Annotated in this window: 11 protein-coding genes; 4 read left to right on the top strand and 7 right to left on the bottom strand. The window is 63.2% G+C overall.

From position 1 onward, the window contains the following. Positions 1-9: 9 nt before the first annotated feature. The 4 genes from NKH03_RS05325 to NKH03_RS05310 form a co-directional block, all read right to left on the bottom strand. On the bottom strand, positions 10-1020 hold the full coding sequence (locus tag NKH03_RS05325; RefSeq protein ID WP_352967493.1) for an ABC transporter ATP-binding protein: 1011 nt from the start codon (positions 1018-1020) through the stop codon (positions 10-12). Positions 1021-1231: 211 nt separating this feature from the next. Continuing rightward, positions 1232-2386: an ABC transporter substrate-binding protein gene (locus NKH03_RS05320; protein WP_352967492.1), complete on the bottom strand. Its 1155-nt coding sequence runs from the start codon at positions 2384-2386 to the stop codon at positions 1232-1234. A 218-nt stretch (positions 2387-2604) separates the two neighbouring features. After that, positions 2605-3516: a LysR family transcriptional regulator gene (locus tag NKH03_RS05315; protein ID WP_352967491.1), complete on the bottom strand. Its 912-nt coding sequence runs from the start codon at positions 3514-3516 to the stop codon at positions 2605-2607. A gap of 69 nt (positions 3517-3585) precedes the next feature. Then, a complete protein-coding gene (locus tag NKH03_RS05310) occupies positions 3586-4362 on the bottom strand; it encodes a DeoR/GlpR family DNA-binding transcription regulator (RefSeq protein ID WP_352868889.1) in 777 nt (258 codons plus the stop codon). A gap of 403 nt (positions 4363-4765) precedes the next feature. On the opposite strand from NKH03_RS05310, the gene NKH03_RS05305 reads away from it, so the two are divergent. Beyond that, positions 4766-5653 (top strand): phosphotransferase, encoded by an 888-nt coding sequence (locus NKH03_RS05305; protein ID WP_352883795.1) that lies wholly within the window; start codon positions 4766-4768, stop codon positions 5651-5653. Then, positions 5650-8103, top strand: coding sequence for a GcvT family protein (locus NKH03_RS05300; protein ID WP_352967490.1), 2454 nt, complete (start codon positions 5650-5652; stop codon positions 8101-8103). The genes NKH03_RS05305 and NKH03_RS05300 overlap by 4 nt, the downstream gene beginning before the upstream one ends. Here the strand turns inward: NKH03_RS05300 and NKH03_RS05295 are convergent. Further along, positions 8100-8732, bottom strand: a complete 633-nt coding sequence (locus NKH03_RS05295) for a class I SAM-dependent DNA methyltransferase (RefSeq protein ID WP_352967489.1) — start codon at positions 8730-8732, stop codon at positions 8100-8102. The two genes, NKH03_RS05300 and NKH03_RS05295, sit on opposite strands and share 4 nt — an antisense overlap. 103 nt (positions 8733-8835) lie before the next feature. Here NKH03_RS05295 and NKH03_RS05290 point away from each other — a divergent pair, with 103 nt between their 5' ends. Beyond that, the gene (locus NKH03_RS05290; protein ID WP_352967488.1) at positions 8836-9738 is read left to right on the top strand and encodes a phosphotransferase; all 903 of its coding nucleotides are present in this window, start codon (positions 8836-8838) and stop codon (positions 9736-9738) included. A 12-nt stretch (positions 9739-9750) separates the two neighbouring features. Here the strand turns inward: NKH03_RS05290 and NKH03_RS05285 are convergent, their stop codons facing one another. Both NKH03_RS05285 and NKH03_RS05280 read right to left on the bottom strand, forming a co-directional pair. Next, positions 9751-10674, bottom strand: coding sequence for a DMT family transporter (locus tag NKH03_RS05285; protein ID WP_352967486.1), 924 nt, complete (start codon positions 10672-10674; stop codon positions 9751-9753). Between the two features lie 210 nt (positions 10675-10884). Further along, positions 10885-12165 (bottom strand): amidohydrolase family protein, encoded by a 1281-nt coding sequence (locus tag NKH03_RS05280; RefSeq protein WP_352967484.1) that lies wholly within the window; start codon positions 12163-12165, stop codon positions 10885-10887. A 169-nt stretch (positions 12166-12334) separates the two neighbouring features. Here NKH03_RS05280 and NKH03_RS05275 point away from each other — a divergent pair, with 169 nt between their 5' ends. Beyond that, the gene (locus NKH03_RS05275) at positions 12335-14089 is read left to right on the top strand and encodes an ABC transporter ATP-binding protein (RefSeq protein ID WP_352967483.1); all 1755 of its coding nucleotides are present in this window, start codon (positions 12335-12337) and stop codon (positions 14087-14089) included. Positions 14090-14374 lie beyond the last annotated feature (285 nt).

Below are 14374 nucleotides of genomic sequence, written 5' to 3'. Positions count from 1 at the left end.
CGTCGAGTCTCATGCCGGCTCGTCCATCAGATGCAGATGCTCGCGGTTGAAGGTGAGCACGACCGCCTCGCCTTCCCTCGGCAAAGCCGTGCCGGCCGGCACGATGGCGTGCAGCCGCAGCCCGTCGGCGTCGAGCGCCAGCTTCGTCGTGGCGCCGAGATAATTGGTCGAGACGAGGCGGGCGGGCACGCCTTCGCCACCTATGACCCCGCTGGCCGCTCGTCCGACGCGAATGGATTCAGGGCGCAGGCTGCCCCAGCGATGCTGGCCGGAATAGCGCTGGACGAAATCCGGCGGCAGTACATTCGATGAGCCGACGAAATCGGCGACGAAGCGGGTCTTCGGCCGCTGGTAGATATCTTCCGGCGTGCCGATCTGCATGATCTTGCCATCGTTGAAGACGGCGACGCGGTCGGCCATCGACAGCGCCTCGCCCTGGTCGTGCGTGACGAAGACGAAGGTGATGCCAAGGGCCTTCTGCAGCAACTTCAGCTCCTCTTGCATATTCTCGCGCAATTTGAGGTCGAGCGCGCCAAGCGGCTCGTCGAGCAGCAGCACCTTGGGCTGGTTGACCAGCGCGCGGGCGAGCGCGACGCGCTGGCGCTGGCCGCCGGAAAGCTGGCCGGGGCGGCGGGCGCCATAGCCGGGCAGCCGCACCAGCGCCAGCGCCTCTTCCGCAGCCTTGTGCCGTTCAGCCTTGCCGGCGCCTTTGACCATCAGCCCGTAGGCGACGTTGTCGAGCACGTTCAGATGCGGGAACAGCGCATAGTCCTGGAACACGGTGTTGACGTTGCGGCGATAGGGCGGGACGCCCTCGGCGCGTTCGCCGAAGATCGAGATCGAGCCCGATGTCGGCTGCTCGAAGCCGGCGATGAGGCGCAGACAGGTGGTCTTGCCGGAACCGGACGGCCCAAGCATGGCGAAGAACTCGCCTGGCGCGATGTCGAGATCGACCGCGTCGACGGCGCGAACGATGCCGAAATGGCGCGAGGCTTTCTGGAAGGAGACGGCGGAGGTCATGGGCTGTCAGTCTGTTGCCGGTTCAGTTCTGTCGATCACCCTCGCCTGCAAATCATGGCAGCGGATGGCGAATTTCGCGCGCCACTACACCTCCCCCTCGATGGGGGAGGCCGAGGGTTGAGGGTGGCCTCATAGGCAAAATCGTGTCCGCGCGACCCCCCACCCCGCCGCTGCGCGTCGACCCTCCCCACAAGGGGGAGGGTAAGGGCGCTTACCGCCCGCCGATGACGCCGATATAGTCCGACACCCAGCGGTAGTAGGGCACGCACTTGTCGTTCTGGGTGGCGCATTTCGACACCGGCGTCTTCCAGAACTTGATCTTCCCGAAATTCTCATAGCCGTTGGTCTTGCAGCCTTCGTCGGTCAAAAGCTCATTGCCCTTACAGGCGGCGGGCACGACGGGCAGCGAACCGAACCAGGCCGAGACATCGCCCTGCACCTTCGGCGACAGCGAGTGTTCCATCCACATATAGGCGCAGTTGGGATTGGCCGAGTCGGCTTCCATCATCGTGGTGTCGGCCCAACCGGTCGCGCCCTCCTCCGGAATGGTCGAAGCGACCGGCTTCTTGGCGGCGACCAGCGTGTTGACCTGATACGGCCACGAACCGGAAGCGACGACGCCTTCGTTCTGGAAATCGTCGACCTGGATGGCGGCATCATGCCAGTAGCGGCCGACCAGCGTGCGCTGGACGCGCAGCAATTCGAGCGCTGCCTTGTACTGGTCCTCGTTCAGTTCATAAGGATCCTTGATGCCGAGTTCCGGTTTGTGGAACATCAGATAGTTGGCGGCATCCGCGATGTGGATCGGCCCGTCATAGGCCTGCACGCGCCCCTTGTTGGATTTGCCGTCCGGCAGCTTCATCTCTTCGAACACGACGTTCCAGCTCTTGGGAGCCTCCTTGAACACGTCGGTGTTATACATCAGGACGTTTGGTCCCCACTGGTAGGGAACGCCATAGTGGACGCCACCGACGGTGAACCACGGCGCGTCCTTGAGGCGCTCGTCGACAGTCTTCCAGCTTGGGATAAGATCGGTGTTGATCGGCTGCACCCGCTTGCCGGCAACGAGGCGCAGTGAGGCATCGCCCGAAGCGGTGACGAGGTCGAAACCACCCTCGTTCATCAGCGAGACCATCTCGTCGGAGGTGTTGGCCGTCTTGACGTTTACCTTGCAGCCGGTCTCCTTCTCGAAGGAGGTCACCCAGTCATAGCCCTTGTCGGTTTCGCCGCGCTCGATGTAGCCCGGCCAGGCAACGATGTTGACCTGACCCTCGCCCTTGCCAAGTTCCTTGACCTGGGCGACGGCCTGACCGGTAAAGGTCAGCGCGACCGTCAAGGCAGTGCATGACTTGAGGAATGAATTCATCGTCGATCTCCCATTTTGGCGCCTGACTGCGAAAGCCGGTTTCGGTCTTCGCTAGGGGTCACGCGCGGACTGAAAAAGTCAGTTCGTCCGTTGGGCTTGATGCCGCTCTGATGGCGGCTTTGGTCCCTGAACGGAAAGTGCTTGGAAAATTCCGGTTTCGCAAATTCATTTATCAGAAGGTCGATATCGGTTTTTCCGATAGGTCGGCGGCCGACCTCTCAGACACGCTGACGGACCGTCCGTTGCGACTGTGCAAGGCCGATGAAATCGCGCGCCGCCTGCGGCAGGCCGGAGCCGCGCCGCCAGACCATGCCGACCTGCACCACGGGCAAGGAGCCCGAAATGTCACGCGATTCGATGCGGTCGCCTTCCAGCGACCAGGGCCGGTAGACGAGGTCGGGCAACAGCGCCACGCCGGCGCCGGTCGCGACCAGACTGCGCACGGCCTCGACGGAACGGGTGCGGAAGGCGACATGCGGCTTGGCGCCGATTGCCGTCAGCAGCTTGCCGGTGTTTTCCTCGATCTCATCGACGGTCAGCATGATCAGCGTTTCGGAGGCAATGTCGCCAATGCTGATGATGTCGGCGCTGGCGAGCGGATGGCCGAGCGGCAGCCACAGCCGATAGGCCGAGACTTCGAGGATTTCCGACTGCAGCGCGGTGCGGTCGCGCAAATTGGAGGTGACCATGACGGCAATGTCGAGCTTGCCGCCGATCAAGAGATGCTCGAGATAATCGCCATTATCCTCGATGGCCGAGACCTCGACGCCGGGATAGGCGCGGCGGTAGCGGGCGAGCAGATCCGACAGCACATAACCGGCGACCAGCGAGGTGACGCCCAGCTGCAGCCGCCCGCCCGCCACCGCCTGTTCGCCTGAGAAAGAACGGCGTGCGTCGGAGACGTCGGCGAGGATCTTGGTGGCATGGCGCAGAAACTGATGGCCCTTATGGGTGATGTTGAGGCCGCGCGGATGGCGTTCGAACAATTCGACACCGAGATCGCTTTCGAGTTCCTTGATCGCCTCGGTGACCGAAGATTGCGAGATCGAGAGGTTCTGCGCGGCACCCGAGACCGTGCCTTGCTCGGCCACGGCGATGAAGAACTGCAACTGGCGGATGGTGAAAGCCATGGCCGGACTAAACACGGCGGAGGCGGCGGTGGGAAGTGCCGGCCAAATCGTCGGCGTAAGTTGGCTGGATCAGAACCCGCTCTCCGCGCCGACGATGCTGAGCCGCGCGCCGGCCTGCGCCAGGGCCGCGGCTATATCGCGCGGCGGCGACCGGTCGGTGGCGATCTCGGAAAAACTGTCGAAGCCGCAAACCTGGACCAGACCAAGGCGGCCGAACTTCGAGTGATCGGTGATGACGAGCGAACGCTGGCCGCGCGATAGCACCATGCGCGCGAATTCGGCCTCTTCCAGATCATAGTCCATGACCCCCATCACCGCATCGACGGCACCGGTGGAAATGATGGCGTGGCTGACCGAGAAGCGGCTGACGAAGTCGATGGCCGAGGCGCCGAAGGCAGCGCCGGAATCGCTGCGCAATTCGCCGCCTGCCATGTAGACCTTGTTGCCGTTGATGGTGGCCAGCGTGCGCGCGATATCCGATGAGTTGGTGACGACCGTCAGGCGCCGATGGCCGAGCAGCTCGCGGGCCAGAAACGAGGTTGTCGTGCCGGTGTCGAGCATGATCGATTCGCCGTCGCGGATGGTGCCAGCGACCATGCGGGCAATGACGCGCTTGGCATCGGCATTCTCACGCATGCGCCGCTCGAACGGCGCTTCGCCTACCATCGACGGCAGGCCGATGGCGCCATGCATCTTGAGGACGGAGCCGTCGCCGGTGAGCGGCTTGACGTCGCGGCGCACGGTCTCGAGCGACACGCCCAGCCGGTCGGCTAGGCTGGCGATGGTGACGGTGCCTTCTTCCTGCAGCAGCCGCAGGATCTCGCCGTGGCGTTTGGATTGAGCCATTTGGTTCCCCGAACTTAGACTTTGACCGATTCTAAGGTAATTCAAGCGCTTTTAAAGGAGGTACCTTATGGTTTCGGGCAAAACACCCAAAAAAGGTCACATCTTTTTCTTGACAACCGAGCAACCCTGGCGTGAAATCAAGACAGGGTTCGGAACTGCAACGGGAGGGTGATGGCAGAGCCGCAACTCACGCACCGGGCCGTTTGCAACGTGCCAGGCGCAACGAATTTTCAGATCCGCGGGGGCGGATGCCGGGGCTCAAAAACCTGGCCAGGGGCTCGTCGGTGCGGTGCGGGATACCGATCCTGGCATCCCGCACCGACGAGATTTTTTGCGTTTCTCCCCGCCGTCGTTGCGCTGTCCATGGCACCTTATCGAACCCCAGCAAACCAGGGATCATTCCGTGACCGCCGAAGAACGCATCCGCGCCCTGTCCTGCTGGACCGGCGGCATCGAAATCGCACCACTGCCCGGCGGTTTGAGCAACGCCAACTATGTGGTCACGGACGCGGCCGGCAAACATGTCGTGCGCTTCGGCAGGGACTATCCGTTCCACCATGTCTTTCGCGAGCGCGAGGTGATGACCGCGCGGGCGGCCCATGCCGCCGGTTTCGCACCGGCCGTCATCCATGCCGAGCTGGGCATCCTTGTGACGGAGTTTGTCGACGCCAAAACCTTTCAGGCGGAAGATGTGCGCACCAATCTTGGTCGTATCGCGGCGCTGATGCGCGCCTTCCATCGCGAGATGCCCAATCACGTCTCAGGTGCCGGCTTCATGTTCTGGGTGTTCCATGTCATCCGCGACTATGCGCGCACGCTTGAAGAAGGCGGCAGCCGCAAGCGCAGCGACTTGCCGCGCCTGCTGACCCTGGCAGACGAACTGGAGCGCGCGCAGAAATTGTTGCCGATCGTCTTTGGCCACAACGATCTGTTGCCGGCCAACATTCTCGACGATGGCAACAGGCTGTGGCTGATCGACTTCGAATATGCCGGCTTCAACACGGCGATGTTCGACCTCGCCGGCGTGGCCTCCAACGCCGGCATGAGCGACGAGGAATCCTTCGCCTTCCTGACCGCGTATTTCATGAAGGAACCGGACGAGGCGATCCGCCGCTCGCACGCGGCCATGCAATGCGCCTCGCTGCTGCGCGAGGCGATGTGGAGCATGGTGTCCGAGCTCTATCTCGACGCGCCCGGCATCGACTACGTCGCCTACACCGAGGAAAACCTGACGCGGCTCGACGCCGCGCTGGAAAACTACAGAACGAAGTACGGGACACCGAAATCATGACATTGCCGAGCCAGGCCGCCATTGTCGTCATTGGCGGCGGCATCATCGGCTGTTCGACAGCCTATCACCTGGCGCGCGACCACAAGGCCGACGTGGTGCTGCTGGAGCAGGGCAAGCTGACCTCGGGCTCGACCTGGCACGCGGCCGGCCTGGTCGGGCAGCTGCGCTCGTCGGCCTCGATCACCCGCGTGCTGAAATACTCCGTCGACCTCTACAAGGGACTTGAGGCCGAGACCGGCCTTGCCACCGGCTGGAAGATGACCGGGTGCCTCAGGCTCGCCACCAATGCCGACCGCTGGATCGAGTACAAAAGGCTGGCGACGACGGCGAAAAGCTTCGGCATGGACATGCAACTGCTGTCGGCGGCGGAGGTCAAGGCCATGTGGCCGCTCATGGAAACCGGCGATCTTGTCGGCGCTTCCTGGCTGCCGACCGACGGCCAGGCGAGCCCATCCGATATCACGCAGTCGCTGGCCAAGGGCGCGCGCATGCATGGCGCGAAACTGTTCGAGGATGTCCGCGTCACCGGCTTCGAGATGAAGGACGGCCGCATCACGGTGGTGAAGACCAGCAAGGGCGACATCGCCTGCGACAAGGTGGTCAACTGCGCCGGGCAATGGGCGCGGCAGGTCGGCGCGATGGCCGGCATCAACGTGCCGCTGCAGCCGGTGAAGCACCAGTACATCATCACCGAGAAGATCGACGGACTGGCGTCCGACGCGCCGACCATCCGTGACCCGGACCGGCGCACCTATTTCAAGGAGGAGGTCGGCGGACTGGTGATGGGCGGCTATGAGCCGAACCCGCAAGCCTGGACGACTGATCTCCCCGGGGGCGATGTGCCCAATGATTGGGAGTTCCGGCTGTTCGACGACGACTACGACCATTTCGAGCAGCACATGGTGCAAGCGATCGCGCGTGTGCCGGCGCTGGAAACCGTCGGCGTCAAGCAGATGATCAACGGCCCGGAAAGTTTTACGCCTGACGGCAATTTCATCCTGGGCACAGCGCCCGAATGCGCCAACATGTTCGTGGGCGCCGGCTTCAATGCCTTCGGCATAGCGTCGGGCGGCGGCGCCGGCTGGGTGCTGGCGCAGTGGGTGGTCGATGGCGAGGCGCCGCTCGACCTGTGGGTGGTCGACATCAGGCGCTTTTCCAATCTGCACCGTGATCGGCAGTGGGTCCGCGACCGCACGCTGGAGGCCTATGGCAAGCACTATACGATCGGCTTTCCACATGAGGAGTACCTCAGCGGGCGGCCCCGTATCGTCTCGCCGCTTTACGAGAGGCTGAAACAGCAGCGCGCCGTATTCGGCTCGAAGCTCGGCTGGGAGCGGCCGAACTGGTTCGCACCGCAAGGCGTCGAGCCGCAGGACATCTATTCGATGGGCCGGCAGAACTGGTTCGCGGCGGTCGGCGACGAGCACCGGCACGTGCGCGAAAAGGTCGGCATCTTCGATCAATCGTCCTTTGCCAAATATGAGCTGAGCGGGCCCGACGCGCTGAAGGCGCTGGACTGGATCTGCGCCAACGACGTCAGCAAGCCGGTCGGCCGGCTGACCTACACGCAGCTTCTCAACACACGCGGCGGCATCGAGGCCGACCTGACGGTGGCGCGGCTGGCCGAGGAGAAGTTCTACATCGTCACCGGCACAGGCTTCCGCACGCATGATCTGTCATGGATCAGCGATCATATCGGCGAAGGGCTCAATGCCACGCTTATCGATGTCACCGAGGATTTCGGCACACTGTCGCTGATGGGACCACGCGCACGAGATGTGCTGGCTGGCGTGACCGATGCAGACGTGTCGAACGCAAGCTTCCCGTTCGGCCATGTGCGCGAGATTGCCATCGCCGGCCACACAATTCGGGCACTGCGTGTCACCTATGTCGGCGAACTCGGCTGGGAACTGCATGTGCCGATCGCGGCCACCGGCGAAGTGTTCGACGCGTTGATGGCAGCTGGCAAGGCGCATGATATCCGCCCCGTCGGCTACCGCGCGTTGGAATCGCTGCGGCTGGAAAAAGGCTATCGCGCCTGGGGCTCCGATATCACGCCCAACGACACGCCGCAGGAAGCCGGCCTCGGCTGGGCGGTCAAGCTGCGCAAGAACACGGATTTCGTCGGACGGCAGGCGCTCGAGACGGCCAGCGGCATGGCACTTAAGAAACGCTTTGCCGGCTTCACGGTCGATGATCCGGAGATCGTGCTGCTCGGCCGCGAGACCATCCTGCGCGATGGCGAGCCGGTCGGCTATCTCACCAGTGGCGGTTATGGCTACACGGTGGGCAGGAACATCGGCTACGGCTATGTGCGCAACGCCGATGGCGTCAGCGACGATTTTCTCGCCTCGGGCGAGTACGAACTGGTGGTCGCGATGGAACGGACGCCGGCGAAGATCCATCTCGAGCCGATGTATGATCCGGCAGCGGAGAGAGTGAAGGCCTAATTTACGCGCAAAGCGAGACCGCGGCTGGGCACGGTGTCGGCCTCGCCCGGCATCGAAACATAAGGCCGTGTTTCCTCGACGCGGCTGACGAGGCCTTGCGTCTCGAGTTCGGCGATGCGTGCGGCAAAGCCCTGATCCCATAGCGTGTTCTTGACCGTCAGCACGATGATGCCACCCGGACGGCAGATGCGGATCAGTTCGTCCAGCCCGTCGACGCCGACATGGCCGGAGGTGAAGACGCCGGCCGAGATGATCCCGGCATAGGCGCCGTCGGCAAAAGGCAGATGACCGCCGAGAGGCAGGCAATGAAGCGCCGAATAGACGCCTTTGCGCGCGGCCTGATCGAGCATGCCTTGTGAAATGTCGAGCGCCTCGACCTGGGGATAGCCGGCGATGTTCAACCATTCGCCGATCAGCCCGGTGCCGGCCCCGGCGTCGAGCAGCGGGGCTGAACCGCGCGGCAGATGGCGGGCCAGCAGCGCGAGGCAGATGGTCGGATGGCGATAGCCGGCGGCCGACATGTCGGCGTCATAGGTCTGCGACCAACGGTCGTAGAGCGCCGCGACTTCTTCCGGCCGCTTGGCCGCGTAGGCCTCGGCAAGTGCGCCCTGATGTTTGCTGTCCGCCACTCTTGTCCTGTCCGCCATTCCTTGGCCCTTTTACGGATGATAGCCAAAGCATGAAAATTGTGGAACCGTCGCTGCGACAAATAACAGCGTGGGGGGCGCAGGCATGGTGACAGACGAAGTGCGTGCGACCCTGGACGCCATTCCCATGCTGGCCGGCTACACCGGGCCAATTGAACGGCTCGGCGGTCTCACCAATCTGGTGTTCAGGGCCGGCGACTTCTGCCTGCGCATCCCCGGCAAAGGCACCGAGGAATACATCAACCGTGCCAATGAAGCGGTAGCGGCGCGCGAGGCGGCAAAGGCAGGGGTCAGTCCGCAGGTGCTGCATGTGGACCCGGGCACCGGCGTGATGGTGACGCGCTTCATCGCCGGCGCCGAAACCATGTCGCCGGAGAAATTCAGGCTTCAGCCGGGCAGTCCGGCCCGTGCGGGCGAGGCCCTCCGCAAGCTGCACGGTTCCGGTGCAGTGTTTCCCTTCCGCTTCGAATTGTTTGCGATGATCGACGATTATCTCAAGGTGCTGTCGACCAAGGATGTCGCCCTGCCCGCCGGCTACCATGACGTGGTGCGCGAGGCCGAGACCGTGCGGTCGGCGCTCGCCGCCCATCCGCTGCCGCTCGTCGCCTGCCACTGTGACCCGCTGTGCGAGAACTTCCTCGACACCGGCGAGCGGATGTGGATCGTCGACTGGGAATATTCGGGCATGAACGACCCGCTCTGGGACCTTGGCGACCTCAGCGTGGAAGGCAAATTCGACACGGCGCAGGATGAAGAGATGATGCGCGCCTATTTCGGCGGCGAGGCCCGACCGACTGAGCGCGGCCGCGTCGTGATTTACAAGGCGATGTGCGATCTGTTGTGGACGCTGTGGGGGCTGATCCAGCTCGCCAACAACAATCCGGTCGATGATTTCCGCGCCTATGCCGATGGTCGGTTCGCGCGCTGCAAGGCACTGATGGAGACCCCCGAATTTTCAAGGCATCTGGCGGCCATACGTCAGGGCTGAGCCTGGACTAAATTAGTTCACGCCCTTCGGCACGTTTTCCGGCGGCACCGTGGTCTCTACCACTTTCTGGCGGTGGAAGATGAACAGGCCGGCGAGAACGACGATGCCCGAGCCGATCAGGATGCGCGGGCCCGGAACGTCGCCGAAGAACACCAGCCCGAAGACGACCGCCCACAGGAGCAGCGTGTAGTGCAGCGGCGCCAGTGTCGAGGCCGGAGCCAGCTTGAGCGCCCTGGTGATCATCAGATGCGCGCCGCAGGAGACAATGCCGAGCAGCAGCATGGCGCCGAAATCGAGCGCTGACGGCGTCTGCCAGGCGCCGATGGTCAGCACGCCGCCGACCAGCAGCGTGCCGATGGTCTGCCATGTCACCAGATTGGTGTCGCTGGTGCCGCGCAGCCGGCGATTGAGAATGATGGCGAAGGCGAAGGAGATACTGCCGACGAGCGCAAACCCCGATGACAGCGAGAACGCCGCCGAGGACGGTTTGAGCATGATCAGCACACCGCAGAAGCCGAGCAGGATCGCCATCCAGCGGCGCCAGCCGACCTTTTCACCAAGCAGGAGGTGCGAGAGTGCCGCAACGTAGATCGGCCCGGCCATGTAGAAACTCATGACATCGGCAAGCGGCAGATAGACGACGGCGGCATAGAAGAGCGCGGTGTCGAGCGTGGTCATGACAACGCGCAGCAGCTGCAGCTCCAGGCGCTCCATGCGGAACAGTTTGGCCGTGCCCTGATGGGCGATCATCGGGCCAAGCACGAAGAAGGCACCAATGGACCGGATCAGCACCACCTGACCGACGGAGAAGCTGGCGACCAGCCACTTGCCCATTGCGTCGTTCAGCGCAAACAGGAAGTCGCCGGCCAGCATCAGCAGAATGCCGGCCAAAAGCACGTTCCTGACTGTGGAATTCTGCGCCACGGGCTGCGACATGCCGATCCCGATTCCTCCCCATGCAAGCCGCGTCGTAGACGGAAGCGGCGGCTTTGACGAGGAGAATTCGGGCAATCGGTAAGACCAGCGCCGGGAATCGGCTGTATCTAGAGCAATTCCAGGAAAAGTGTGAAACGGTTTTCTGTCCGGAATTGCGTCAAAACAAAGAGCTAGGAGTGGTTCGCCGTTTCCGCGAAACGGTGACCCGCTCTAGCTGGATATGTGCCGCCGGTTCACCATTCCCGGCCTTCCATCGATCGAAAGCCTGGTCTCCTGCTTCGTCCTCTCCGCCACCACCTTGCCCCTGGCGATGACGCACAGGCGTTCGGCGCGCAGGCGCAGGGCCTCGACCGGATTGCCGGCATCGAGGACGACAAGGCTGGCGCGCTTGCCGACCGCCAGGCCGAGATGATCGAGGCCCATGATCGACGCGTTGACATTGGTGACCATGTCGAAGCAGCGCGCCATGTCGGCCGGGCTCGACATCTGGGCGACGTGCAGCCCCATGAAGGCGACGTCGAGCATGTCGGCGGTGCCCAGCGAATACCAGGGATCGAGCACGCAATCCTGGCCCCAGCCGACGCGGATGCCGAGCGCCTGCATTTCCTTGACCCGGGTCATACCCCGGCGCTTCGGGAAGGTGTCGTGGCGGCCCTGCAGCATGATGTTGATCAGCGGGTTGGGGATGGCCGAGACACCGGCTTCGGCGATCAGCGGCAGCAGCTTCGAGACGTAGTAATTGTCCATCGAATGCATCGAGGTGAGGTGCGAGCCGGCGACCTTGCCGTGCAGCCCGAGGCGTTGCGTCTCATGGGCAAGCTGCTCGATGTGACGCGACAGCGGATCATCGGTCTCGTCGCAATGCAGGTCGACCATCAGGCCGCGCCTGGCCGCGATCTCGCACAATTCCGTTACCGAGCGCGTGCCGTCGGCCATGGTGCGCTCGAAATGCGGGATGCCGCCGACAATATCGACGCCCATGTCCAGCGCGCGGAGGGTGTTTTCCCGTGCCGTCGGCGAGCGGTAGAACCCGTCCTGCGGAAGGGCGACCAGTTGCAGATCGATGTAAGGGGCGACCGTCTTCTTGACCTCGAGCAGGGCCTCGACCGCCAGCAGGCGGTCATCGCAGACATCGACATGGGTGCGGATGGCGAGCAGGCCCATCGATACCGCCCAGTCGCAGTAGGCCAACGCGCGGTCGCGCACCGCCTCATGCGTCAAAAGCGGCTTTAGTTCCCCCCACAGCGAAATGCCTTCGAGCAGCGTGCCCGACGCGTTGATGCGCGGAATGCCGTAGGAGAGCGTCGCGTCCATATGGAAATGCGGGTCGACGAAGGGCGCGGAGACCAGATTGCCACGGGCATCGATCTCGGTTCGCGCGGCACCCTGCAGTGTGGGCTCGATCGCCGCGATCGTCTCACCGGTGATGCCGATGTCGGCTACCCTGCCATCAGGCAATGTGCCGCCGCGAACGATAAGGTCAAAATCCATCTGTCGTCATCCCGTCAAAAGAATCATCTGATGTGGCCGAGGCCGAAAATCGCATCCCGTCGATGCCGCTTGCAACAGTGGTTTGTCCGCCGCATCTGCCTATGGTTCCATCCGGCCGCAACTCCCTCTATAAGCCGCCTTCGTTGTCGCGGTTTCAAGGACCAGCCATTTGTTTCGTTTTTTCCGCTCGACGGAGAACCAGCGCCTCGTTGTGAGGCTGCTTCGGGAATCCTTCCGTCAGCATATGTTTGGCTACGGCGCCGCCGTCCTGTCGATGCTGGTGGTGGCCGGCATGACGGCTGCCAGCGCATGGATCCTGCGCGAAATCACCAATGAATTCGTGGTCGACAAAAGGATCGATCGCGTCAACATGATTGCTCTGGCGGTCGCCGCGATCTTCATCGTCAAGGGCATCGCCAATTTCGTCCAGGCCTATTTCATGAGCCGGGTCGGCAACGCCATCATCGCCGAACGGCAACGCAAGATCTACGATCGCGTCCTGGCGCAAGGCATCGAGTTCTATCACTCGACCTCGTCATCAGACCTGATCACCCGCATGACCAACAACGCGCAAGCGGCGCGCAACGTGCTCGACCTCATCGTCACGTCCTATGTGCGGGATCTGGTGACCCTGGTTGCCCTTGTGCTGGTCATGATCGTGCAACAGCCGGCGCTGTCCCTGATTTGCTTCATCGTCGGTCCCCTGGCCATCTATGGGGTCAACCGCATCCTGAAGCGCGTGCGCAAGTTCGCCGCTATGGAGTTCCGCTCGGTCGGCCAGATCGTGCAGGTGATGCAGGAAACCGCGATCGGCGTGCGCGTGGTCAAATCCTTCAACCTCGAAGGCGTGATGCGCAAGCGCATGTTCAAGGCGGTGTCGGATGTCGAGAACCGGGCCAACAACATCGCCACGCTGGAGGCGATCACCAGTCCGGTGATGGAGACGCTCGCCGGGCTGGCAATCGCGGGCGCCGTTATGGTCAGCGGCTTCATGGTGCTGGAGGGCGGCCAGACACCGGGCGGCATCATGGCTTTCATCGCGGCACTGCTGCTCGCCTATGAACCGGCAAAGCGCCTTGCGCGCGTGCGCATCTCACTGGAGAGCGGCATCGTCGGCGTGCGCATGATGTTCCAACTGGCCGACGAGCCGCTGACGCTGGCCGAGAAGCCGGATGCAAAGCCGCTTCTGGCCGGTCCGGGCGAGATCAAATTCGACGCCGTCAGCTTCGCCTATCAGAATGGCCCGCCGGTGCTGGACAGGTTCGACCTGACCCTTGCGCCCGGCAAGATGACGGCGCTGGTCGGGCCTTCCGGCGGCGGCAAATCGACGATTTTGAACCTGATCATGCGCATGTACGACCCGCGGAGCGGCAGGGTGCTGCTCGATGGCCAGGCTATATCCCATGCGACGCTTGCCTCGCTGCGGGAAAAGATCGCCTATGTCAGCCAGGACACGTTCCTGTTTGCCGGCACGATCATGCACAACATCCGGCTTGGGCGCGAGGGCGCGACCGACGAAGAGGTGATCGCCGCCGCCAGGGCGGCCAACGCGCATGAGTTCATCCGCGCGCAGGCGAAAGGCTACGAGACCGAGGTAGGCGAAAACGGCGCACTGCTTTCCGGCGGCCAGCGCCAGCGGATTTCGATCGCGCGCGCCATGTTGCGCAATGCCGAAATCCTGCTCCTGGACGAAGCGACCAGCGCGCTCGACGCCGAATCGGAAGCGCTCTTCCGCGACGCGCTGCAGCAATTGACGGAAGGGCGCACGACGATCGTCATCGCGCATCGCCTGTCGACCGTGCACCAGGCCGACACGATCGTGGTGCTCGAAGCCGGCAAGGTGGTGGAAAGCGGTCCGCACAAGACCTTGCTCAGGCAAGGCGGGCTTTACCAGAAGCTGTATGAGTACCAGCTGATGCCGTAGCTCATTCCTTCTCCCCCTGCGGGAGAAGGTGGATCGGCGCGCAGCGCCGAGACGGTTGAGGGGTGTTGGACGGAGTACCGTCTTTGCCAAGCTGGAACACCCCTCATCCGACCGAGCTTCGCTCGGCCACCTTCTCCCACAGGGGGCTAGCGTGCGCACACATTTGCTTCGTGCTGTGGTCAAGTGTGAAGAAGCGAAGGCGGAAAATGGCTTGATGCGGTTGAATCGTATGTGATTCTGTAGCTGCCATTGTTGATTCTGGAGGTTTCGACGATGGCTTCGTTG

This window comes from Mesorhizobium sp. M1406 (assembly GCF_040317555.1).
Lineage (GTDB): Bacteria > Pseudomonadota > Alphaproteobacteria > Rhizobiales > Rhizobiaceae > Mesorhizobium.
This window is presented reverse-complemented; position numbering and strand designations above follow the sequence as displayed.

Coding starts and splice junctions, on each gene's coding strand:
- NKH03_RS05280 (WP_352967484.1), bottom strand. CDS start 12,165: ATGGATTTTGACCTTATCGTTCGCGGCGGCACATTGCCTGATGGCAGG.
- NKH03_RS05320 (WP_352967492.1), bottom strand. CDS start 2,386: ATGAATTCATTCCTCAAGTCATGCACTGCCTTGACGGTCGCGCTGACC.
- NKH03_RS05285 (WP_352967486.1), bottom strand. CDS start 10,674: ATGTCGCAGCCCGTGGCGCAGAATTCCACAGTCAGGAACGTGCTTTTG.
- NKH03_RS05315 (WP_352967491.1), bottom strand. CDS start 3,516: ATGGCTTTCACCATCCGCCAGTTGCAGTTCTTCATCGCCGTGGCCGAG.
- NKH03_RS05290 (WP_352967488.1), top strand. CDS start 8,836: ATGGTGACAGACGAAGTGCGTGCGACCCTGGACGCCATTCCCATGCTG.
- NKH03_RS05325 (WP_352967493.1), bottom strand. CDS start 1,020: ATGACCTCCGCCGTCTCCTTCCAGAAAGCCTCGCGCCATTTCGGCATC.
- NKH03_RS05310 (WP_352868889.1), bottom strand. CDS start 4,362: ATGGCTCAATCCAAACGCCACGGCGAGATCCTGCGGCTGCTGCAGGAA.
- NKH03_RS05300 (WP_352967490.1), top strand. CDS start 5,650: ATGACATTGCCGAGCCAGGCCGCCATTGTCGTCATTGGCGGCGGCATC.